The sequence below is a fragment of the Hydrogenophaga pseudoflava genome (assembly GCF_004353865.1).
Classification (GTDB): Bacteria; Pseudomonadota; Gammaproteobacteria; order Burkholderiales; family Burkholderiaceae_C; genus Hydrogenophaga; species Hydrogenophaga pseudoflava.
Genome location: NZ_CP037867.1, coordinates 2,264,736 through 2,288,263, shown reverse-complemented (window position 1 = coordinate 2,288,263; position 23,528 = coordinate 2,264,736). Strand labels below are relative to the sequence as shown.

The window sequence follows — 23,528 nt, the reverse complement described above, 5'->3', positions numbered from 1 at the left end:
TAGGACCGGGTGCCATACCTGAGAGATCTGTGTGACCACGCCTTCAGAAGATTCGAACGACATCGCCATTGTCGGCATGGCCGCCCATCTACCAGGCGCCGCCAACCTGACGGCCTATTGGTCCAACCTGCGGGAGGGGGTGGAGTCCATTCGGCGACTGAGCGAAAGCGAGTTGCTGGCTGCGGGTGAAAGTCCCGAACGCATGCGGCATCGCAACTATGTGCCAGCCGCAGCGCCGCTGGACGGGTTCGAACAGTTCGATGCGGACTTCTTCGGTTTCAGCCCCAAGGAAGCCGCGATCATGGACCCCCAACACCGCCAGTTTCTGGAGGTGGCCTGGGAGGCGCTGGAGAACGCCGGGCACCCGCCCGAGACCTTCTCCGGTCCCATCGCCGTGTACGCCGGCTGTGGCATGGGGAGCTACTTCTACTTCAACATCTGCTCCAACCCCGACCTGGTGGCCAGCACAGGCATGTTTCTGCTGCGCCACACCGGCAACGACAAGGATTTCCTGTCCACCCGGGTGAGCCACATCTTTGACCTCAAGGGTCCCAGCGTCAACATCCAGACGGCCTGCTCGACCTCGCTGGTGGCGGTGCACCAGGCCTGCCAGTCCCTGTTGCTGGGCGAGTGCGACATGGCCCTGGCTGGCGGGGTCACCATCGAACTGCCTCACGCGCGCGGCTACATCTTTCAAGAGGGCGAAATCCTCTCGCCAGACGGCCACTGCCACGCTTTCGACCACAGGGCCCAGGGCACCGTGTTCGGCTCGGGCGCCGGCGTGGTGGTGTTGCGCCGTCTGGCCGATGCCCTCAAGGATGGCGACCACATCTGGGCCGTCGTCAAGGGCACAGCCATCAACAACGACGGCGCGGCCAAAGCCGGTTACCTGGCGCCAAGCGTGGACGGTCAGGCCAAGGCGATCGCCGAAGCGCAGGCCGTGGCCGGTGTCAGCGCCGACACCATCGACTACATCGAATGCCATGGCACCGGCACCTACCTGGGCGACCCCATCGAAGTGGCCGCCCTGACGCAGGCATTCCGGGAGACGACGCAGGACACGGGCTTCTGCCGCATCGGTTCTGTCAAGACCAACATCGGCCACACCGATACGGCCGCGGGGGTCGCAAGCCTGATCAAGGTGGCGCTGGCGCTCAAACACCAGGAAATCCCTCCGAGCCTGGGCTATGAGAAGCCCAACCCCTCGATCGACTTCGAGTCCAGCCCGTTCCAGGTCAACCATGCCCTGAGTCCCTGGCACTCGCACAAGGGTCCGCGCCGCGCCGGCGTGAACTCGTTGGGCGTGGGAGGCACGAATGCCCACGCCGTGGTCGAGGAGGCACCCGCGCGCGAGCCCTCTCCCCCGTCGGACTGGCCCTTCCAGTTGCTGGTCGTGTCGGGCCGGACGCGGGCCGCGCTGGATGCCAACGCCAAGGCACTGGCGGCCCACCTCAGGGCCCACCCGGAGCAAGCCCTCGCGGACGTAGCGTTCACGCTGAAGGAAGGTCGGCGCGCGTTCGAGCACCGGCGCGTGCTCGTGGCCGAGAGCCACGAAGAAGCCGCCGCCCTGCTGGAAGGGAGCGACACCCGGCGGGTGTTCACCCACACCCATCTGGAAGACGATCCGGAGGTGGTGTTCATGTTCCCGGGCGGCGGCGCGCAGTACGCCGGCATGGCCCGGGAGCTGTATGCAACCGAACCGGTCTTCCAGGACTGGATGGACCGCGGGCTGGAGATTCTTCAGCGGCAACTGGACTACGACGTGCGCGCCCTCTGGCTGCCCGACGCCGAGAACCACGCGGCAGCGGTCGAGAAGCTCAAGCAGCCCTCGGTGCAGCTGCCGCTGATCATGATCGTCGAGTACGCGCTGGCGCAGCTCTGGATGTCCTGGGGTGTCAAGCCGGCGGCACTGGTCGGGCACAGCATGGGCGAGAACACGGCGGCGTGTCTGGCGGGTGTGATGTCGTTCGAGGACTGCATCGGCCTGGTGCTTCTGCGCGGCCGGCTCTTCGACACGGTGCCGCCGGGCGGGATGCTCAGCGTCCCGCTGGCTGCGGACGAGGTGCGTGGCCTGCTGGGGCCGGAGCTGGACATGGCCAGCGTGAACGCGCCGGAGCTGTGCGTGGTCTCGGGCCCGCAGGCGGCGCTGGACGCGCTGGAAGCGCGGCTGCGCGCGCGCGAGGTGGAGCCGCAGCGCATACAGATCGACATCGCAGCGCACTCGCGCATGCTGGAGCCGATCCTGGGCCGCTTCGAGGCCTACCTGCGCAGCATCCGTCTCAACCCTCCCAAGATTCCCATCATCTCCAACCGCGACGGGCAGCCGCTGAGCGCGGCCGACGCCATCGATCCGCTGTACTGGGTGCGGCACCTGCGCAACACGGTGCAGTTCGCCGACTGCCTCACCACGCTGAAGAAAACCAGTCAACGGGTCTATCTGGAGGTCGGCCCCGGCAAGGCGCTGGGCTCGCTTGCGCAGGCCAACGGAGTCCCCTCCTCCCAGGTGATCAATTCGCTGCGCCATGCAGACCACGTGGTGCCCGACGACATGTGGTTCTTGGGCACCCTGGGCCGCCTGTGGGCCAACGGGGTCCGGGTGGACTGGGAACCCATCTGGGGCGAGGCCCGCAGGCTTCGTGTCCCCTTGCCCACCTACGCCTTCCAGCGCAAGCCCTACTTCATCGAGCCCGGCAAGGCCCGGGCCGCCGCGGAAGAAGCGCCGCAACTGCTGCGAAACGACGACGTCGGCGCATGGGGCTACCAGCCCCGCTGGCGCCCGCGGCAGGCCAATGTCGACATCGACGTGACCCTGGACCTGGGCCAAACGTCTCCTCAAAACTGGCTGGTGTTTGCCGATGAAGCAGGCCTTGCCGACCGGCTCGTGGCCCGCTTGCGGGACGCCTCCCACCGCGTCACCGTGGTGCGGGCCGGTGACCTCTTCGCACGCCTGAACGACAACGAGTACCTGTTGGCGCCGGAACGTGGCCGCGAGGGCTACGACGAACTCCTGCGCGACCTGGTGGCCTCGGGCAACACGCCCCAGCACATCGTGCACGCCTGGCTGGTCACCCAGGAAGAGCGCTTCCGTCCCGGCAGCAGCTTTTTTCACCGGAACATCGAACAGGGTTTCTTCAGCCTGCTGTTCCTGGTCCAGGCGATGGCAGAAGAAAACCTGCCGCGCCCCCAGCACCTGACCGTGCTGAGCTCCGACGCCGTGCGCGTGCGCAACGAAACACTGCGCTACCCGGAAAAGTCGACCCTCATGGGACCTGCCAAGGTCGCCCCGCGGGAATTGCCGGGTCTGACCTGCTCGGTGCTGGACCTGGTGTTGCCCACTGTCGACAAGGGCTGGCGCGCCAAACCCAATGCACAGGACTGGTCGGCCCTGACCGATCGCGTGCTGGAGGAGCTCTTTGCTGCCCCTGACAACTGCGTGGCGGCGATCCGGGCCGACAAGCGCTTCGAGCTGACGCACGTCCCCCTGCACCTTCCACCGTCCGAAGAGCTGGCCGGACTCCCCAAGGGCTGTGTCTGCCTGCTCACCGGTGGCCTGGGTGGCATTGCACTGACGCTGGCCGAGCGACTGGCGCGCGAGAAGCAGGCGCGCCTGGTGCTGCTCGCGCGCCAGCCCCTGCCGCCGGCCGACACCTGGGACGCCTGCCTGCGCAGCAACGACCCACTGGACCCGGTGGTCCAGCGAATCACGGCCGTGCGCCGTCTGCAAGGCCTGGGCGCAGAAGTGCTGGTGGTGGCGGCCGACGTGTGCAACGTCAAGGACATGCGCGATGCCGCCGAACAGGCGCGGCAGCGCTTCGGCCGCATCGAGGTAGTGATCCACGCTGCGGGCGTGGTGGACGACGGCCCGCTGATGACCAAGACCTCGGGCGGTGTGGAAGAGGTGTTCGCACCCAAGGTGCACGGGGTGCAGATCCTGCACGACCTGTTCCCGGACGGCAGCATCGACTGGCTGGTGCTGTTCTCGTCGACCAGCACGGTGACGGCTCCGGCCGGCCAGGTCGACTACGTGGCGGCCAACGAGTACCTCAATGCCTACGCCGCCAGCCGCGCCGGGCAGCGCACCAAGGTGCTGGCCATCGACTGGGGCATCTGGAACGAGGTCGGCATGGCCGCGAAGGCCATGGCCAGCCGCCTGGGCGACGCCGCACCGCCTCCGCGCCATCCCGCCGGCAGTCCCTTGCTGGACGAAGCGACCTTCGACGCTGCAGGGCACCGACTGTTCACTGCGAGCTGGCAGACCAGCAACCGCTGGATCCTGGATGGCCACCGCACCAAGGCAGGCCAGGCCCTGCTGCCCGGAACGGGTTATCTGGAGCTGGCGGCCCAAGCGCTCCGGGGCAACGGCGAGACCGGCCCGTTCACCATCAGAGACCTGTATTTCTTCCGCCCGCTGGAAGTCAACGACGACCAGACACGCGAGGTGCGCGTCAAGCTGGCGCGCAGCGACGAGGGCTATGCCCTGGAAGTGCGCAGCGATGTGCAGTACGAAGGGCGCAAGGGCTTCCAGCTCAATGCGCAGGCCACGCTGGTGCCGGGCGCGCTGCCGGCCGCGGCGCGGGTGGACACCGCAGCGCTGCAGGCCCGGTGCGCCCGCCAGCGGGACGAAGCCGCAGATGGCCTGAGGTCGCCCCAGGAAGAACACCTGAACTTCGGGCCGCGCTGGCGCGTGCTGCGCTCCGTGGCCTATGGTGACAACGAGGGCATCGCACTGCTGCAGTTGCCGCCCGCGTTTGAAGGCGATCTGAGCGCCGGCTACCTGCTGTACCCAGCCCTGCTCGACCTGGCCACCGGCTGGGCCATGCACCTGATCGACGGCTACCGGGCCGATCACCTGTGGGTGCCGGTGTCGTACCAGTCGGTCCAGGTGCACCGCCCCCTGCCCGGCACGGTCTGGAGCTGGGTGCGCAACGCCCAGGCCAACCACGCCGACGCGCCCTTCGCCGTGTTCGACGTGACGCTGTGCGACGCCCAGGGCGAGGTCTGTGTCGAGGTGCGCGGCTTCTCCATCAAGCGGCTGCAGGAAGGCGGCTTCTCGGCCTCGAACAGCCGGCTTGATGCGCGCGAGGTGTTGTTCGAGAAGAGCGCCGGTGACAGCGCGCATAGCCGGCTGTCACCGGCGGAAGAGCAACTCCAGCACGCGATGTCGCAGGGCATCCTGCCGCATGAAGGCGCTGATGCTTTTGGCCGCGCGCTGGCCACGGGTCTGCCGCAGGTCATCGTTTCTTCCATGAGCCTGGACGCGCTGGTGCACAAGGCCAGCGAGGTGGCGCAAGCCGACACGGCGTTCGGCCAGAAATTCCAGCGCCCCGACCTCGACAGCGACTACGTGGCACCCACCAACGATGTGGAACGCACGCTGGTCGGTTTCTGGGAAGAGCTCCTGGGCGTCGATCAGGTGGGTGTGCAGGACAGCTTCTTCGACCTGGGCGGGCATTCGCTGATCGCAGTGCGCCTGTTCGCCATGATCAAGAAGGCCTACCGGGTCGAGTTTCCGATTTCCGTGCTGTTCGAGGCCCCCACCATTGCCCTGTGCGCCGCCCTGATCCGCGAACGCATTGGCGATAGCGGTGGCACGGCAGACGCCCCGGCCGGCGAAGCCAGCGTGGCCACACCCGCCCGGCGCCGCTTCGTCCACCTGGTGCCGATGCACGACGGCGAAGGCGGCGAACAGACACCGTTCTTCCTGGTGGCGGGCATGTTCGGCAACGTGCTGAACCTGCGGCATCTGGCGCGCCTGCTCGGCACCGAACGGCCGTTCTACGGCCTGCAGGCGCGGGGTCTCTATGGTGACCAGGCACCGCACGAGACCTTTGAAGCGGCGGCGGCCGACTACATCGCCGAGATGCGCCAGGTGCAGCCGCACGGCCCCTACCTTCTGGGCGGCTTCTCGGGCGGTGGCATTACCGCCTACGAGATCGCTCGCCAGCTGGAAGCGGCTGGCGAGCAGGTCCGCCTGCTCGTGCTGCTGGACACACCGCTGCCGGTACGGCCCCAGATCAACCGGCTGGACAAGGCCATCATCAAGCTGGCGGAACTGCGCAAGAAGGGTTTGGGCTACCTGTGGACCTGGGCACGCGGGCGCCTGGACTGGGAACTCAACCGCCTGCGCAACAGGAATGCCGCGCCGATCCAGCCCCGCACGAACCAGTTGAACAACGAAGCCATCCAGGCGGCGTTCCTGGCGGCGTTGCCCCGCTACCAGCTGCAGGTCTGGAACGGCAACGCCGTGCTCTTCCGCCCGCCCCTCGACCTGCGCTGGAAGGTGACGGGTGGGCGCTGGGTCTCGGCCGAACGCGAATATGTGTACGCCGACAACGACTGGACGCGCTACCTGCCGTCGCTGCGCGTGCTGGAGGTGCCCGGCGACCACGACTCCATGGTGCTGGAACCCAATGTGCGCGTGCTGGCGGGTCTGATGCGTGACTGCATCGAGGCCGTCCGACAACCGGAGGCCCGCCCATGAGCCAGCCCACGAAGGCCCGCGTGCTGACGATCGTGCTCAACTACCGCACGCCCGAGCTGACGCTGCGGTCGGTGGAGGCTGCGTTGCGCGAGATGGAAGGGCTGGAAGGTGGCATCACCGTGGTGGACAACGATTCGGGTGACGGGTCGTTCGAGAAACTCACGCAGGCGGTCCGGGAGCGCGGCTGGAACCGCGTGCGGGTGCTGCAGTCTGGTCGCAATGGCGGCTACGGCGCAGGCAACAACTTTGGCGTCCGCCAAGGCCTGCCCGACGGCTCATCGCCCGACTACATCTACATCCTGAACTCCGACGCTTTTCCCGAACCCGGCGCGATCCGCGTGCTCGCCGAGTATCTGGACGCCCATCCCCGGGTGGGCTTTGCCGGCAGCCGCCTGCACGGCGAAGACGGCGCCTACCACCAGACAGCGTTCCGCTTTCCGACCGTGTTCAGCGAGTTCGAGACCGCCGCGGCCACAGGCCCCATCTCGCGCCTGCTGCGCCGCTACATCGTGGCCCTGCCGGAGACCGACGAGGTGCAGGAAGTGGACTGGCTGGCCGGGGCCAGCCTCATGGTCCGCCACCGCGTCTTGGAGGAGACCGGCGGGTTCGACGAGCGCTTCTTCCTGTACTTCGAAGAAACCGACCTGAGCCTGCGGGCACACCGGGCCGGGTGGCAGTCTGTCTACCTCCCGGAGAGCCGCGTGATGCACATCGGCTCGGTCTCCACCGGCATGAAGTCCTGGAAGCGCATTCCCCCGTTCTGGTTCGATTCGCGGCTGTGGTACTTCACCAAGAACCATGGCGTCCTCTACGCGGCCCTGGCCACGCTGGCCCATGTGGCGGGCGCCCTGATTTTCAGATCCCGCCGACTTGTTCAGAGGAAGCGCTCCGACCAGCCCGAGCGCTTCCTCGGCGACCTGGTGTCGCACGCACTGCGCTGCGCGTGGCACCGCCGGTTGGTCGGCCGCCCCGAAGCCGCCTCCATCTGAATTTTCCGAACTGACCAATCCCGGAGTCCCCCATGAGCAGTTTTTCCTGTGTGGTGATGGGCAATGAGTCCCTGCTGATCGAATGTGCCGAACAACTCCTGCGGGCGGGCGACCGCATCGGCGCGGTGGTCACACGCAACCTCGACATCCGCTCGTGGGCGGCCAACCACAGGCTGCGTGTGGAAGCGCCTGGTGAAGGGCTTGCCGAGCGGCTGGCCGACGTGCACTTCGACTGGTTCTTCAGCATTGCCAACCTGTCGGTCATTCCCCAGCCGGTGCTGGCCAAAGCCACGCGCGGCGCCATCAACTTCCACGACGGCCCCCTGCCGCGCCACGCCGGCCTGAACGCGCCCGTCTGGGCCATCCTGGCTCGGGAAAAGCAGCATGGCGTGACCTGGCACATGATCGAAGGCGGCATTGACGAAGGTGACATCGTCAAGCAGCGCCTCTTCGACATGGCGCCCAACGAAACGGCGCTCACGCTGAACACCCGCTGCTACGAAGCAGCCATCGAAAGCTTCTCCGAGTTGCTGGCGGATCTGCACGGTGCAGGCCCCCAACGCCGCCCCCAGGACCTGAGCCAGCGCACCTACCACGCGCGCCTGGACCGGCCCGCCGCGGCGGCCCGCATCGACCTGTCCCGGCCTGCCGAAGAGGTGGTGGCTCTGGTGGCGGCGCTGGACCACGGCAGCTACTGGAACCCGATCAGCTGCCCCAAGCTGGTGGTCGGCAACCGGGTGCTGCTGGTGGCCACGGCCACGGTCGAGGCTGGCGCCACAGCGGCCCCGGGCGAGGTGATGGAAGCCACCATGGGCGGCCTGGTGGTGGGCACGGGGTCGGTCCCGGTGCGCCTGGCCGGCCTGCGCGACACCCAGGGCGCCGCCGTATGCCCGACGACCGTGGCACAGGCGGGCGATCGCCTGCCGCTGCCCGACGCCGCCAGCGCGGCGGCCCTCACCGATGCCATGGCACGCGTCGTCGCAGGTGAAGGCGCCTGGCGCAAGTGCCTGCAGGCGCCGGAGGGGGTCGATCTGCCGCTGGTGTCCGCAGCGGCCGGCCCCAGCCTCTGGCGCTCGTTGCAGCTGAACGCGCCCGCCAGCCTCGGCGGCGACCGCCAGCTGGCCGCCGTCGCGGCCTGGGTCGCACGCGTCAGCGGCAAGAACCGTTTCGACCTGGCCTACCGGGACGCAGACATCCCGCAGGCACCAGGCTTCCTGTCAACCTGGGTGCCGCTGCGCCTCGACGCCGCCGGGGACACCCCGTTCTCGGTGTTCTCGGTCCAGTGCAGCGACGCCTTGGCGGCCGCACGGAAGGCGCCCGCCTTTGCACTCGACCTGGTCGCCCGCGACCCGGCCATCAAAGCCCTCACCGTACCCCAGGTCGGTCTGGCCACGGGCCACGGTTCGGCCGGCATCGACGGCACCGCCCTCACGATCCAGGTCGCCGCGCAGGGCGGCCTCAGCCTTTGGTACGACGAAACACGCCTGAACGCCGAGACCGCGAACACCCTGTGCCAGCGCCTGCAACGCGTGCTGGATGCCCTGAGCGACGCCAGCGCCCAGGACACGCGGCTGGGCCGGCTTCCCGTCATGAGCGAGGCCGAGCGCGAGCAGGTGCTCTACGGCTGGAACAACACCCGCTGCGACTACGAGCGCCAGACCTGCGTGCACCAGTTCTTCGAGCAGCAGGTGCAGCGCACCCCCGACGCCACAGCGGTGGTGTTCGAAGGCGAGTCGCTGAGCTACGCGCAGCTCAACCGCCGGGCCAACCAGGTTGCCCACCGCCTCATCGCCATGGGCGTGTTGCCCGGCACCCTGGTCGGGCTGTACACCCCCCGCTCGCTCGACCTGCTGGTCGGCGCCCTGGCCATCCAGAAAGCGGGTGGTGGTTATGTGCCCCTGGACCCGGCCTACCCGCCCGACCGCATTGCCCTCTACATCGAGGACAGCGGCGCGCCAGTGATCGTTGCCCAGTCCACGCTGGTGGACAGCCTGCCCGCCCACCAGGCCCAGGTGCTGGTGATCGACCAGGACCCCGCCATCGCCAGCCAGCCCGACACCGACCCGGCCAGCGGCGTGAGCGTGTCCGACATCGCCTACATGATCTACACATCGGGCTCGACCGGCCGCCCCAAGGGCGTGATGGTCGAGCACCGCAACGTGGCCAACTTCTTCCGCGGCATGGACGACCGCATCCGGCACGACCCGCCGGGCGTGTGGCTGGCCGTCACCAGCCTGTCCTTCGACATCTCGGTGCTCGAACTGTTCTACACGCTGGCGCGCGGGTTCAAGCTGGTGCTCAGCAGCGACGAGAACCGGGCGCTGGTGTCGTCCGGGCGCATCGCCAGCGGCCAGAAGATGGACTTCTCCATCTACTACTGGGGCAACGACGATGGCGCCGGCCCCAAGAAGTACGAGCTGCTGCTGGAAGGCGCCAAGTTTGCCGACACGCATGGCTTCTGCGCGGTCTGGACGCCTGAGCGCCACTTTCACGCCTTCGGTGGCCCCTACCCCAACCCCTCGGTGACCGGCGCCGCGGTGGCGGCCGTCACCAAGAACATCGGCGTGCGCGCCGGCAGCTGCGTGGTGCCGCTGCACCACCCTGCGCGCGTCGCCGAAGAGTGGGCCGTGATCGACAACCTGACCAATGGCCGCGCCGCGCTCGCGGTGGCCTCGGGCTGGCACCCGGACGACTTCGTGCTGCGCCCCGAGAACACACCGCCCGCCAACCGGCAGGCCCTGTTCGATGCCACCGAACAGATCCGGCGCCTTTGGCGGGGCGAGGCGGTGGACTTCCCCACCAAGGACGGCACCTTCGCGGTCAAGACGCAACCGCGCCCCGTCTCGAAGGAGCTGCCGATCTGGGTGACCACGGCGGGCAACCCCGAGACCTGGCGCGACGCCGGACGGGTCGGCGCCAACGTGCTGACCCATCTGCTGGGCCAGACCATCGAGGAAGTCGCCGAGAAGATTGGGCTCTACCACGACGCGCTGCGTGAGGCCGGCCACGACCCGGCCAAGTTCACGGTAACGCTGATGCTGCACACCTATGTGGCCCGAGACCGCGAGCAGGCCCGCGAGACCGCGCGTGGCCCGATGAAGGACTACCTGGGCAGCGCCGCCGGCCTGATCAAGCAGTACGCCTGGGCCTTCCCCGCCTTCAAAAAACCAAAAGGCGTCACCAACCCGGCCGAGATCGACATCCGCACCCTCGACGCCGAGGAGCTCGAAGGCATTCTGGAGTTCGCATTCCAGCGCTACTTCGAAGATTCCGGCCTGTTCGGCACGGTGGAGGACTGTCTGGACCGGGTGGAGCAGCTCAAGCGCATTGGCGTGCACGAAATCGCCTGTCTGATCGACTACGGCATTCCGTCCGAAAAGGTCATGGAAGGCCTCTACCCGCTGGCGGAGGTGCTGCGCAGGTCCAACGAGGGCGCCGGCCCGGCACCTGACGACTTCTCCATCGCGGCCCAGATCGTGAGGCACAGCGTCACCCATCTGCAGTGCACGCCCAGCATGGCGCGCATGATCGCCATGAACGACGAGGCCCGCCTGGCGCTTGGAAAGGTCCAACACCTGATGATCGGCGGCGAGGCCCTGCCCGGTTCGCTGGTGGCCGAACTGTCCCAGCTCGGTGCGGCCACCATCGAGAACATGTACGGCCCCACCGAGACCACCATCTGGTCGTCCACGGAAACCGCGGGGCCTGGCGAGAACATCGTCAACATCGGTCGCCCGATTGCCAACACGCAGATGTACGTGCTGGACGAGCACCAGGAACCCGTGCCGGTGGGTGTGCCGGGCGAGCTGTACATCGGCGGCGACGGGGTGACCCGCGGCTACTGGCAGCGCCCCGACCTCACCGCCGAGCGCTTCCCGGCCGATCCGTTCGTGCGTCCGGAGTGCGCCGCCCCTGGTGGAGCCCGCATGTACCGCACGGGCGACCTGGCGCGCTGGCGCGCGGACGGGCGCATCGATTTCCTCGGGCGCGCCGACTTCCAGGTCAAGATCCGCGGCTACCGCATCGAGCTCGGTGAAATCGAGGCGGTGCTCGAATCGTGCGACGGTGTGCAGCAGGCCGTGGTGGTGGCGCGCGAAGACCAGCCGGGCGACGTGCGCCTGGTGGCCTACCTGCGCGCCGACGCAGGCGTGTCGACCGAGCAGCTGCACGAGTGGGCCGCCACCCGGCTGCCCGAGCACATGGTGCCCGCGCACTTCGTCATGGTCGACGAGTTCCCGCTCACGCCCAACCGCAAGGTGGACCGCAAGGCCCTGCCCGCGCCCTCGCAGGACACGCAGCGCGAGCGCACCGAGGCCTTTGTCGCTCCCGAGAACGAGGTCGAACAGAAGATCGCGGCCATCTGGTCCCGCATCCTGGGCGTGCCACAGATCGGGTCCAAGGACAGCTTCTTCGCCCTGGGCGGCCATTCGCTGCTGGCGGTTCAGGCCCACCGCGAAATCAAGCAGGCGCTCAACACCACCCGGCTGAGCATCACCGACATCTTCCGCTTCCCGACCCTCTCGGCGCTGGCGCAGCACCTGGACGACAAGCCCCGCGAGACCGCCGAGACCGCGGCGGAATCCACGGAACGCGCGCAGATGCGGGCCGACGCGATGTCGCGCCGGCGCGCGATGCGCTCGGGCAAGCTGCCGCAGGACTGATGCACGCGCTCGAATGCCTTCAATCGTCCACAGAGCTCCCGCTGCTGCAGTCCTTGCGCCTGCAGCTGGCGCAGGCTCTTGGCGCGGGTGTTGGCGTGGCCTGCACCGGCGTTGATGGCGAGCCAGACCTGCTCTGGCCCGCCGAACGCGCGGCCATCCTGAAAGCGGTGCCGGCCCGGCAGAGCGAGTACGCCGCCGGGCGGCAGGCGGCACGCGCTGCGATGCAGCAGATCGGTTGTGTTCCCGCAGCCATTCCGAGTGCCCCCGACCGGTCACCGGTCTGGCCCGACGGACTGACCGGGTCCATTGCACACGGTGGCCGGGTGTGCGTGGCGGTGGTCGGCCGGCGGCACCAGGTGCACGCGGTGGGCATCGACATCGAAGAAGACCGGGCCATGGCGTCCGACCTCTGGCCGAGCCTCTGCACCACCGAAGAACGGGCCCTGCTCGATCAGCTGCCACCACACGAGCGGGGACGGCGGGTGACCCGGCTGTTCTGCGCCAAGGAGGCCTTCTACAAGTGGCAGTACCCGCAGACCGGGCGCCTGCTGGACTTCCTCGATGTGCAGGTGACGTTCTCGGCGGATGCCACCGGTTTTGTGGTGCGCGCCGCCTCCAGCGACACCCCGGTGACCCGATGCACCGGGCAAGGCACCCTGCTCGCACGCGATGGCCTGGTCCTGGCCTGGATGCTCGGGCCTGCCGGGTCGGGCTCATGAACGACTGCTGCGCGCCGACGAGCCATGCAACACCTTGAAAGCACCCACATGAAGACCTCCGGCAGCCGCCTGCTGTTGTATGCACCCGTGCCGCTCTACGCCGGAAAAGACGGATACCTGCTGGAAGACCAGGCCTGCAACGGACTGCGCCTCTGGGCCGAAAACTTCGAACAGGTCACGGTGATGCACCCGCTGGAGCCCGGCACCCCGCCGCCGAGCTGGATTCCGGTGCGTTCGTCGGCGATCGACCTGGAGCGCGTGCACCTCGTCGCCCTGCCGTCGGCCTACCGCCCCGACCGCTTTTTCCGCTTCCTCCCCTCGGTGCGGCGCCAGATTGCCCAGCTGATCGACGAAGCGGACTACCTGTCGTTCTCGATTGGCGGGCTCTTCGGCGACTGGGGCTCGGTGGCCGCTCTGGAAGCCCACCGCAAGGGTCGGCGTTTTGCCGTCTGGACCGACCGGGTGGAGTCCGAAGTGGTGCGGCACGAAGCCCGTGCGGCCCGCACCCGCCGGGCGCGGCTGAAAGCATCGCTGTACCACCGGCCCATGGCCGCACTGGAGCGGGCCATCATCCGGCGCTCGGCCCTGGGGCTGTTCCATGGTGCCGAAACCTACGCCACCTACGCGCCCTACGCCTCACAGGCTGAAATCGTCCACGACATCCACCTCCGCGAGGAGGACCGCATCCCGCCAGATGCCCTCCGCAACAAGCTGCAGGGTGTCATGGAAGGCCCGCTGCACATCTGCTATCTCGGCCGGGCCGACGTGATGAAGGGCGCCGACGACTGGATCCAGGTGATGGCTTCGCTGAAGGAAGCCGGCGTCGATTTCCGCGCGACCTGGTGGGGGGACGGCGAACGTCTGCCCGAGATGAAGGCGCAGGTGGAGCGCCTGGGACTGACCGGGCAGGTCGCGCTGCCCGGCTTCATCAGGGACCGTGCGGCCATCCTGAAGGTACTGCGCGAGGCCCAGGTGTTCGTGTTCTGCCACAAGACCCCGGAGTCACCGAGAAACCTGATCGAAGCGCTGGTGTCCGGAACCCCGCTGGTCGGCTACGACAGCCCGTTCCCGAAGGACCTGATCTCCGCCCACGGCGGCGGCCTACTGACCCCCAAAGACGACGTCGGCGCACTGGCGGACAGTCTGGCCGGCCTGGCGCGGGATCGCCAGCGGCTCGCGGATCTGATTGGCCGGGCCGCGCAAGATGGCCACCCCTTCAACGACGTCGCCGTCTTCAGGCACCGCAGCGAGGTGATCCGTGCCCACCTCTGATGTCCAGTACGCCCATCTGCGCGAACTGCTGCGCAAGCGTGTGGCGGACTACGGGGAACACGCGGCCTACGTGTTCCTGGGGCACGGCCTGGAAACCAGCCACTCGCTGAGCTACGCCGCGCTGGGCCAGTCGGCCGAAACCATCGCGCAGCGTCTGCGTGCGCGCATCGGGCCAGGGGATCGGGTGTTGCTCGCGTTCGACAACCACCTGGACGCTGTGCAGTTGTTCTGGGGCTGCATCCTGGCCGGCGCCATCCCCGTCCCAGCGCCTGCGCCGGACAACAGGAACGCACGGAACAGCGAATCGCGTTTGCTGGGCATTGCCAACAATGCGGATGTCGCGCTGGCCGTGACCGACGAGGGACACATCGAAGCCGGCCGCACCCAGATCCCCGAACGCACCTGGTGCACGCTGGACACCCTTCTGAACGAACCGCTGCAGACCGACGCGGTGGCGCCGTCACCCGAAGGCCTGGACGAGAACCCGGTGGCGTATCTGCAGTACACCTCCGGGTCCACGAGCGCCCCGCGGGGCGTCGAGATCACCCACGACAACGTGCTGGCCCAGTGCCGCTCGTTGGTGAGCAGTGTGGACACGCCCCGGATGAAGGCACTGGTCTGGCTGCCCTGGTTCCACGACTACGGCCTGGTGCACGGAGTGCTCCAGCCGCTGTACTCGGGTGGCACCTCGTTCCTGATGTCCACCGTGCAGTTCCTGCTGCACCCCTTGAAGTGGCTGGAGGCCATTGCCCGGCATGGCGTCACCCACAGCGGGGCACCCAACTTCGCCTACGCCGCCTGCGTGCAGGCACTGGCCCGCGCACCGCAATGGAACGCCCGTCTGGACAGCTGGCGATACGCCACCTGCGGCGCGGAACCGGTGCGTGCCACCACGCTGGACGCGTTCTCGCAGGCCTTCACGCCTTTCGGATTCCACCGTGCGGCGCTGGCGCCATCCTACGGACTGGCGGAAGCGGTGCTCGCAGTCACCGTGAAGAATGCCGCCACACCGCTGCAACAGATCACGCTGGATGCGCAGGCCATCGAACGCCACGAAGTGCGACCAGCCGACCATGAAGCGACCGGCACCAGAACGCTGGTGGGTTGCGGCTCGGCGCTGCCGGGTTTCCAGCTGCGCATCGTCGATCCCGACACCAGGACGCCCTGCGCCCCCGACCGGATCGGCGAGATCTGGGTGGCCGGACCGAGCGTGGGCCAGGGCTACTGGGGACAGCCCGACGTCTCCGCCGAGCACTTTGGCGGAACCCTTGCCCCCGAAGTTGCCGACCCCACGCGCTACCTGCGCACCGGCGACCTGGGTTTCCTGCACGGCGGCGAGCTGTTCGTCGCCGGCCGCCGCAAAGACCTGATCATCGCGAACGGCCGCAACCTCTACCCCCAGGACCTGGAGCAGACAGCCGAATCGGCGCACCCCGGCATCCGGGGCGGTGGCGTCATCGCCATTTCGGTGGACAAGGGAGACCGGGAAGCGGTCGTGATGCTGGTCGAGTGCAGCCGGCGCCCCTCGCCGGACGTGGTGCGGCAGCTGGTCGATGCCGTCCACAAGCGGGTGGCCGCGGAGCACCAGGTCGATCTGCACGACATCGTTCCCCTGCGCACCGGCACCCTGCCCCGGACCTCCAGCGGCAAGCCGCAGCGCGGCGCGGCGCGGCGCCTCTATTTGGAGGGGCGGCTGGAGCCCCTGCGCCTGTCGGCCCAATCCTCCACAAACACGGCGACGGACCACTCCGCCAATGCCGCGCTGCTGGACAGCCTGACCCTGCTTTGGTCCGAGATCCTCGGGCACGAGGTGATCGACCACGACGCGAACTTCTTCGACCTGGGTGGCGATTCGTTGCTGGCCACACAGCTGGTCTCGCGTCTGCGCACGAGGCTTGGCCTCGACCTGCCCATCAGCGCGGTGTTCGAGACGCCCACGGTGCGCGGACTCGCCGAGCGGCTGATGCAGTTGTCGCCCACGCCGGACAGCGTTGTGGCGAGCCCATCGGTGCCGGCCGCGGCCACACCTTCAGCGGCGCGCGGCCCTGGCAGCCGGCTGGGCCTGTCGTTCTCCCAGGAGCGCATGTGGTTCATGCACGAACTGGCACCGCAGAGCAGCGCGTACAACATCCCGCTGGCCATGCGGTTGAAGGGGCCGCTGGAGGTGGCGGCCCTGCAGAAGGCCATGGATCGCGTGGTCGAGCGCCACGAAGTCCTCCGCACACGCTTTGTCAAGACCGCTGACGGAGTGTTTGCCGAGGTGGTGCCGCCACCGGCCGTGCCCCTTCAGCCGTTGCGGCTGGCCACCGAGGGACGCGGTGTGCCCGACGGGGTACTGCGCCGCCATCTGGCCGATGTCACCTGCCAGCCCTTTGTGCTGGACCAGTGCCCGCTGCTCCGCGCGCAGCTCATCCACCTGGCCGAACACGATGCGGTGCTGCTGATCGTGATGCACCACATCGTCAGCGACCAGTGGTCGTTCGCGGAGCTGGGGCGCGAGCTGGCGGCGCACTACAGCGCCCTGGTGTCCGGGTCCGAGGCCTGCCTGCCCGAGCTCCCGATCCAGTACGCGGACTACGCGGTCTGGCACCGGGACTGGTTTGAAACCGAGCGGCGAAGCAGCGAGCTCGCGTACTGGTCGCAGCGGCTGAACGGCCTGGAGCTGCTGCCGCTGAACAACGACTTGCAACGCCCCCTGGAGCAGAGCTTCCGCGGTGCGGCGTTGCGCTTTCCACTGGAGCACGAGCACATCGCCGGCCTGCGCGCGCTCGGCGCGGCGCACGGGGCCAGCCTGTCCATGGTGCTGATCGCGGCACTCAATGTGCTGCTGCATCGGCACACGGGCAAGACCGACATCGGCATCGGCGTGCCCATTGCCAACCGGCACCATCTGGCCTCCGAGAACCTCATCGGCACCTTCGTCAACACCCTGGTGTTCCGGACCGATCTGGACGGCAACCCGGACTTCCTCACGGTGCTTTCGCGCGTGCGCACCGTCTCCCTGGAGGCCTTTTCGCACCAGGACATGCCCTTCGAGGTGCTGGTCCGCGAACTCGCGGCCCGGCCGGACAGCAGCCGCCAGCCGCTGTTCAACGTGCTCTTCAACATGGTGAACACGCAGGCCCGGGACTGCCACTTCGAAGGCCTGACCTGGTCGCGGCTGGACTTCGACCGGGCGTCGACCCAGTTCGACCTGAGTGTGGTGGTCGACGTGATGTACGACCAGGCCTTCACGATCGAGTTCGCCACCGACCTGTTCGTGCCGGAGACGGTGCAGCGCATGGGCGAGCACCTGCTGCAGATCCTGCGCATCGCCATCCAGGCGCCGGACTCCCGCGTGGCCACACTCCCGCTGCTGGGCGAGGCCGAACGCGAGCACCTGAACCAGTGGTCGCATGGCCCCGTCGAGGCACCCGTCGCCGCATCGGCGCACGCCTGGGTGACCCGGGGGTTGCTGCAGTCGGCCCAGCGGCCCGCGCTGGTCCACGGCGCTGCGCGGCTGACCCACCACGAACTGGACGAGGCTTCGAACCGGCTGGCGAGGCTGCTGCGCCAGCGCGGCGTTGCGCGGGGTTGCCGCGTGGGCGTCTGCCTGCCCCGCAGTCATGAACTGGTGATCGTGCTGCTGGCCATCCTCAAATCAGGCGCGGCCTACGTGCCCTTGGACCCCGACTACCCCCGGCAGAGGCTGAGCGACCAGATGCTGGACGCCGAGCTGGCGCTGCTGGTGAGCCACAGTTCGGTGGTGCTGGACGAGGACCAGACCCCCCGCCTGCTGGTCGATAGGGACCGCGCGCAGATCGACGCGGCCGCACCGCACCGGCTGCCGGACGATGCCCTGCTCGATGCCCGCCCGGAAGACCCGGCCTACCTGATCTACACCTCCGGCTCCACCGGTCGGCCCAAGGGGGTCGCCGTGCCACACCGGGCCATGGTGAACCTGCTGGAGAGCATGGCGCGCGCGCCCGGCTGCACCGTGCACGACCGGTTGCTGGCCGTGACCACCCCCAGCTTCGACATCGCCGTCCTGGAGCTGTTTCTCCCCTTGGGCATGGGCGGCACCGTGGTGGTGGCCAGCCAGGCCGACGCCACCGATGGTCGGGCGCTGGCCGAGCTGTTGGCGCGAGAGGACATCACCGTGCTGCAGGCCACACCGTCGCGCTGGCACCTGCTGCTCGACGCAGGTTGGGCTGGCAACCCGCGGCTCAAGGCGCTGGTGGGCGGCGAGCCCCTGACGCCCGATCTTGCCAGCCAGCTGCTCGCCCGCTGCGGCGAGGTCTGGAACATGTACGGCCCCACCGAAACCACGGTGTGGTCCAGCTGCTGGCGGGTGTCTCCGGGCGCCGTCCAGGCCATTGACCTGGGCCGCCCGGTGCTCAACACCTCGATCCAGGTGCTCGACCCGCACCTGCAACCCTGCCCCATCGGCGTACCGGGTGAGATCTACATCGGCGGCACCGGCGTGGCCGTCGGCTACCACCGGCAGGCGGCACTGACCGCCGAGCGTTTCATCGACCAGCCCGATGCACCGGACCCGCTCGTCACCCGCATCTACCGCACGGGGGACCGCGGGCGCTGGCGGTGCGACGGGTCGCTGGAGCATGGCGGCCGGCTGGACGACCAGATCAAACTGCGCGGGTTCCGGGTGGAGCTCGGGGAAATCGAGTCCCGGCTGCTCTGCCACGAGGCCATCGCGCGTGCGGTGGTCATGCTGCGCGAGGACTCGCCAGGTCAGCCCCGGCTGGTCGCCTACGTGGTCCCCAGAGGGCCTCTGCCTTCTCGCGACGAGCTGCGCGAGCACCTGCGCCGCTGGCTGCCGGACCACATGGTGCCCGGCCTGTTTGTCGCACTGGACAGCATCCCGGTGCTGCCCAACGGCAAGACCAACCGCCGTGCGCTTCCAGCGCCCTCCGTCAATCCTTCGGGAGGGCGCACCTCGCTGACCCCGCCCCGCAACCCCACCGAAACGGTCATCCTATCCATCTGGCAAGCCGCCCTGCAGACCGAAACGATCGGCATCCACGACAACTTCTTCGACCTCGGCGGGCACTCGATCCTGGCCGTGGGGGTGGTCAGCCGCATCGAGTCGGCGCTGCAACGACCCTGCGCGCTGGCCCTGCTGTTCAAGCATCCCACGGTGGCGGAGCTGGCCGAGGCGCTGTCGCAGACCTCGCCCGGGGACCACAAGGACATCCCGGTGGCGGTGCTGCAACCCCTTGGTCAGGGTCCTGGCCTCTTCCTGCTGGCAGGCGCGGAGATGTACAGGCGGCTGGCGCAGCTGCTTGATCCGGGCATGCCGGTGTACGGCGTGTTCTCACAGACCGAAATCGACTTGTTGGAACAGCCGATGGAGTTGGCGCCTCCCGCGGTGACCGTGGAGACGCTGGCCCGGGAATACAAGGATCTGATCCGAGGCATCCAGCCGCACGGCCCCTATTTCCTCGGTGGCTTTTCGATCGGCGGCTTGCTGGCGTTCGAGGTGGCACGACAGCTGCAGACAGAAGGCGAAACCATCGGCCTGATCGCCTTGCTCGACTCCAGATTGCCCGGACATGGCTTCAGGCACCTGGTGGCGGGGGTGGTCAGGCGCCTGCGCCTGCTCCGGCGCGGGGGGCTGGGGCACGTCCTGCACGTCTACCGTGTGTTCCGGCACCAGACCGAACACCGACACGAACCCGGCAGTCGGCGCATCCAGGTCTATGCCAAGGCCATGCGCGACCACGAGGCCACACCCTGTGACCTGCCCGCCGTCTTCCTGCAAGCCGGTGACGACCTGTCCACGGCGCCGGCCTATGGCTGGCGCTCGCTGCTGCCACGGTTGACCATCGAACGCGTGCCTGGAAAACACATGGCCATCCTGGAGCCACCCCATGTGGAGGTGCTGGCCGCAGCGATGCGCCCGCACCTCGCCGACGCCAGACGCATGGGCACTTCCCCGGTCCAGACCGGTCATACTGCGTCGCCCTCTTCAACCCGTGCCTCCACCACATGATGCTGAAACACTCGTTGAAATACCTGCTGGCCTTCGCACTCACCGCCTGCGGATGGCACAAGTCGCTCGACCCGGTCGAACTCTCGGCCCTGTACACGCAGCCGTTGTCGCCGCCTGACAAGCCGCTGCGCGTCTTCCACATCGGCCACAGCCTGGTCAACAAGGACATCCCCATGATGCTGGAGCAGCTGGCCGGCGCAGGCCACGACCACCGCTCCCAGCTGGGATGGGGCGCCTCGCTGAGGTCGCACTGGGAACCTGACGTTCCGGTCAACGGCTTCGAGATCGAGAACGCGCACCCCCGCTACCAGGACGCGCACCAGGCCGTCAACAGCGGCCAGTTCGACGTACTGGTCCTGACGGAGTCGGTGGAGATCAAAGACGCGATCAAGCACCACGACAGCCCGCAATACATCCGCCAGTGGGCACGGGCAGCGCGGGCAGCCAATCCCAAGATCCGGGTCTACCTCTACGAGCTCTGGCACGAACTGAACGACCCCAAAGGCTGGCTGGAACGGCTGGACGAGGACCTGAGCCTCTACTGGGAGGGTGTGCTCCTGGCAAGGGGCCTGGCGCACGGCGACACCGGCGGTCCGGTGTACGTCATTCCCGCCGGCCAGGTGATGGCCCGTCTGGTGCGGGAGGTGGAAGCCCGCGGTGGCGTCGACCGGCTGCGATCGCGCGAAGACCTGTTCTACATCAGCGACGAGGGCAAACGCGACATGATTCATCTCAGTGCGCTGGGCAACTACCTCGTCGCCCTCACCCACTACGCGGTCCTCTATCACCGCCCGCCTCCGGCAGAGCCGCAGACCATCCGGCTGGTCGACGGGACGCAGCTGCCCCCCATCTCGCCGGAACTGGCCCGACTGATGAGCGAGGTGATCTGGTCGGTGGTGACCAGCTACCCCAAGACCGGCGTGGCACAGCGCGGCAGCTGATGCGGGTCGCCCGCTCGTCGTAACCCGATACATTTGTTCCATGGCACTCTCGAAGAGACCCCATCGATCCATCCTCAAGCGCCGCGGAAGCATCTCCACGGCGGTGCAGGCCGTGGTGGACGTGGTGGCCGTGATGACCCTGTCCCTGCTGCTGATCCAGAAACACATCGGCACCGTCACCACGCCCTATTCCGTGCTGCTGCTCCTTCTGGCCATGGTGATGGTGTTCGCCTACAACCAGTTCGGCGTCTACCGCAGCAACAGCAGTTTCACGCGCAAGGCCCTGACCCTCTTCAAGGCCTGGTCGCTGACATTCGGCTTCCTGCTGGTCGTCGGTTTTGTGACCAAGCAGACCGATGTGTTTTCCCGCCTGCTGCTGGGGCAGCTGTTCATCGCGGGCTATCTGCTGCAGGTTTTTCTGCAGTACCTCAGCCGCGAGATCCAGATCCGGGTCATGGTCCACGCTCTGCCTGCCGAGAACGTGCTGATCGTCGGAACGGGCAAGCTCGCGAGCTATCTGCAGAACAAGATTTCGGGCAACCCGTGGCTGAACCAGAAGGTGGTGGGCTGTCTGGAGCTGCCCTCGGCCGCGCAGGGCAGCGAGGCCAGGGCGGGCGCCACCCTGTACGAAAGCTCGGACTTCGCATCGCTCAAGGAGCTCAACATCATCGGACCGCTCGACCAGATGCTGTCCATCATCGAGCGCCACGACGTGCGCACGGTGTATTTCGCCATCCCCCTGGGCGAGTCCGACCTGATCGAGAACCTGTATTTCCAGCTGCTGGACCGCCATGTGTCGGTGCACTGGGTGCCGGACATCTTCTCGCTGCTGCTGGTCAATCACAGCGTCCGGGAAATCGCGGGACTGCCCGTGCTGACCCTGTCTGAAACCCCGCTGACGGGCACCCGGCTCCTGCTCAAGGCCCTGGAAGACCGCATCCTGGGGTTGCTGATCCTGATGGTGATTTCGCCGGTCCTGCTGATCATCGCCGCGGCCATCAAGCTCGACAGCCAGGGCCCCGTGTTCTTCCGGCAGGCGCGCATGGGATGGAGCGGGCGGGTGTTCCACATCTGGAAGTTCCGCAGCATGTACGTGCACCAGCCCGAGGCCGGCGTGATTCGCCAGGCCACCCGCAACGACCCCCGGGTAACCCGCGTGGGTGCCTTCCTCCGCAAGACCAGTCTGGACGAGCTTCCGCAGGTCTTCAATGTCCTCATGGGCGAGATGTCGCTGGTGGGGCCCAGACCACACGCCGTACAGCACGACGAGCTGTACTCCAAGGGCATCAACGCCTACTTTGCCCGCCACAACATCAAACCAGGCATCACGGGACTGGCCCAGGTGCGAGGCCTTCGAGGCGAGACCACCGACATCGAGCGCATGCAGGCGCGCATCGAGGCGGACATCGAGTACATCAACAACTGGTCCCTTTGGCTCGACTTTTCCATCCTGCTGCGCACCCTGGGTGCACTGACGGGCAAGAATGCGTACTGAACTCGCCAGGCCGGTGGAAGGGGCACAGACCTTCTGGAACTACGAACCCAGCCAGCCGCGCCCGCGCATCATCGTGGCCCGCTGGAGGGCCCGCCGGACGCGACAGAAGCCCCCGGTCTGGAAGCCTGTGGTCCCGGCCAGCGGAGCCGGCCGCTGGCTCATGTACTTCCTGTACGCGCCCCAGGGTCAGCTGTCGACCCAGCACCGGTTCACGCTCCAACGCCTCGCATCAGAGGATGCCTCGGTGATGATCGTGTGCGCCTGCCCCCCCGGTCACCCGGTGCTCGATGAGCTGAAGCGGCACTGCGATGCGCTGTACTGGAAAGGGACGGATGGCTTTGACTTCTCGGCCTACGCGATCTGCCTGAACGAGCTGGCACAACGGGCTCCAGGCTCCGATGTGCTGATGTTCAACGACTCCGTGCTCGGTCCGTTTTCCCCGCTGACTCCCTTTGTCGAGCAGGCCCCCTGGCGGGTGGCGGGCCTGAGCGCCAACGCGCTCGAAGAGAACCACCTGCAGTCCTTTGCCCTGATCGCCCGGCAGGTCGACGCGGAGCTGCTGAAAGTGATCGCGCCGGTGATTTCCACCGAGTGGTGTTACGACTCCTCCGAATCGGTCATCCTGCTGCAGGAGACCCTGCTGGCCCGGGTGGCCAGCCCCCACGTCAGCGTGGGCGCCTACTGGTACGCAGATGGCTCACGCCATCTGGACCTGTGCCTGAATTGCCCGGAACAGATGATCGACGCCGGCTTCCCGCTGCTCAAGCGCTCGCTGTTCGGCAAGTTCGTTGGCCGCTTCCAGAGCATCGCCTCCATGCAGGCGCTGCTGCACCGGCTGGATCACCCCGCCGTGATGGGTTTTTCGCCCAGAAAAGACTGAGCTGCCTGCAAAGTCACGTGGCGTCGCCGCCGCAAGGGTCCTGGCTCACCCTGTCCAGTCCCGGGTGCAGTCCGCTCATGCGCCAGGCCAGACGGGCG

The 23,528-nt window shown here is 67.9% G+C and carries 9 protein-coding genes; all 9 read left to right on the top strand.

The features are described 5' to 3' along the window. The first annotated feature begins 31 nt into the window (after positions 1 to 31). The 9 genes from HPF_RS11025 to HPF_RS10985 are packed head-to-tail and all read left to right on the top strand — an operon-like array spanning position 32 to position 23,430. Positions 32 to 6,481, top strand: coding sequence for a type I polyketide synthase (locus HPF_RS11025; protein ID WP_207959368.1), 6,450 nt, complete (start codon positions 32 to 34; stop codon positions 6,479 to 6,481). Next, positions 6,478 to 7,470 (top strand): glycosyltransferase family 2 protein, encoded by a 993-nt coding sequence (locus HPF_RS11020; protein ID WP_133156614.1) that lies wholly within the window; start codon positions 6,478 to 6,480, stop codon positions 7,468 to 7,470. Before HPF_RS11025 ends, HPF_RS11020 begins: the two co-directional genes overlap by 4 nt. A 32-nt stretch (positions 7,471 to 7,502) precedes the next feature. Next, complete coding sequence (locus HPF_RS11015; protein WP_133156613.1) at positions 7,503 to 12,131, top strand: MupA/Atu3671 family FMN-dependent luciferase-like monooxygenase; 4,629 nt, start codon at positions 7,503 to 7,505, stop codon at positions 12,129 to 12,131. Further along, positions 12,131 to 12,850 (top strand): 4'-phosphopantetheinyl transferase family protein, encoded by a 720-nt coding sequence (locus tag HPF_RS11010; RefSeq protein ID WP_133156612.1) that lies wholly within the window; start codon positions 12,131 to 12,133, stop codon positions 12,848 to 12,850. Before HPF_RS11015 ends, HPF_RS11010 begins: the two co-directional genes overlap by 1 nt. Positions 12,851 to 12,874: 24 nt before the next feature. Further along, positions 12,875 to 14,122 carry a glycosyltransferase gene (locus HPF_RS11005; RefSeq protein ID WP_207959366.1) on the top strand — a complete coding sequence of 416 codons (1,248 nt, stop codon included), beginning with the start codon at positions 12,875 to 12,877 and terminating at the stop codon, positions 14,120 to 14,122. After that, the gene (locus tag HPF_RS11000) at positions 14,109 to 20,114 is read left to right on the top strand and encodes a non-ribosomal peptide synthetase (RefSeq protein ID WP_133156611.1); all 6,006 of its coding nucleotides are present in this window, start codon (positions 14,109 to 14,111) and stop codon (positions 20,112 to 20,114) included. The genes HPF_RS11005 and HPF_RS11000 overlap by 14 nt, the downstream gene beginning before the upstream one ends. Continuing rightward, positions 20,111 to 21,055: a hypothetical protein gene (locus HPF_RS10995; protein ID WP_133156610.1), complete on the top strand. Its 945-nt coding sequence runs from the start codon at positions 20,111 to 20,113 to the stop codon at positions 21,053 to 21,055. The genes HPF_RS11000 and HPF_RS10995 overlap by 4 nt, the downstream gene beginning before the upstream one ends. A 40-nt stretch (positions 21,056 to 21,095) precedes the next feature. After that, positions 21,096 to 22,550 carry an undecaprenyl-phosphate glucose phosphotransferase gene (locus HPF_RS10990; RefSeq protein WP_133156609.1) on the top strand — a complete coding sequence of 485 codons (1,455 nt, stop codon included), beginning with the start codon at positions 21,096 to 21,098 and terminating at the stop codon, positions 22,548 to 22,550. Then, positions 22,540 to 23,430 carry a hypothetical protein gene (locus tag HPF_RS10985; RefSeq protein ID WP_133156608.1) on the top strand — a complete coding sequence of 297 codons (891 nt, stop codon included), beginning with the start codon at positions 22,540 to 22,542 and terminating at the stop codon, positions 23,428 to 23,430. Before HPF_RS10990 ends, HPF_RS10985 begins: the two co-directional genes overlap by 11 nt. Positions 23,431 to 23,528 lie beyond the last annotated feature (98 nt).

What these genes read in the sequence shown, in the direction of transcription:
- HPF_RS11010 (WP_133156612.1), top strand. Translation starts at nt 12,131, where the DNA reads ATGCACGCGCTCGAATGCCTTCAATCGTCCACAGAGCTCCCGCTGCTG.
- HPF_RS11005 (WP_207959366.1), top strand. Translation starts at nt 12,875, where the DNA reads ATGCAACACCTTGAAAGCACCCACATGAAGACCTCCGGCAGCCGCCTG.
- HPF_RS10995 (WP_133156610.1), top strand. Translation starts at nt 20,111, where the DNA reads ATGATGCTGAAACACTCGTTGAAATACCTGCTGGCCTTCGCACTCACC.
- HPF_RS10990 (WP_133156609.1), top strand. Translation starts at nt 21,096, where the DNA reads ATGGCACTCTCGAAGAGACCCCATCGATCCATCCTCAAGCGCCGCGGA.
- HPF_RS10985 (WP_133156608.1), top strand. Translation starts at nt 22,540, where the DNA reads ATGCGTACTGAACTCGCCAGGCCGGTGGAAGGGGCACAGACCTTCTGG.
- HPF_RS11015 (WP_133156613.1), top strand. Translation starts at nt 7,503, where the DNA reads ATGAGCAGTTTTTCCTGTGTGGTGATGGGCAATGAGTCCCTGCTGATC.
- HPF_RS11020 (WP_133156614.1), top strand. Translation starts at nt 6,478, where the DNA reads ATGAGCCAGCCCACGAAGGCCCGCGTGCTGACGATCGTGCTCAACTAC.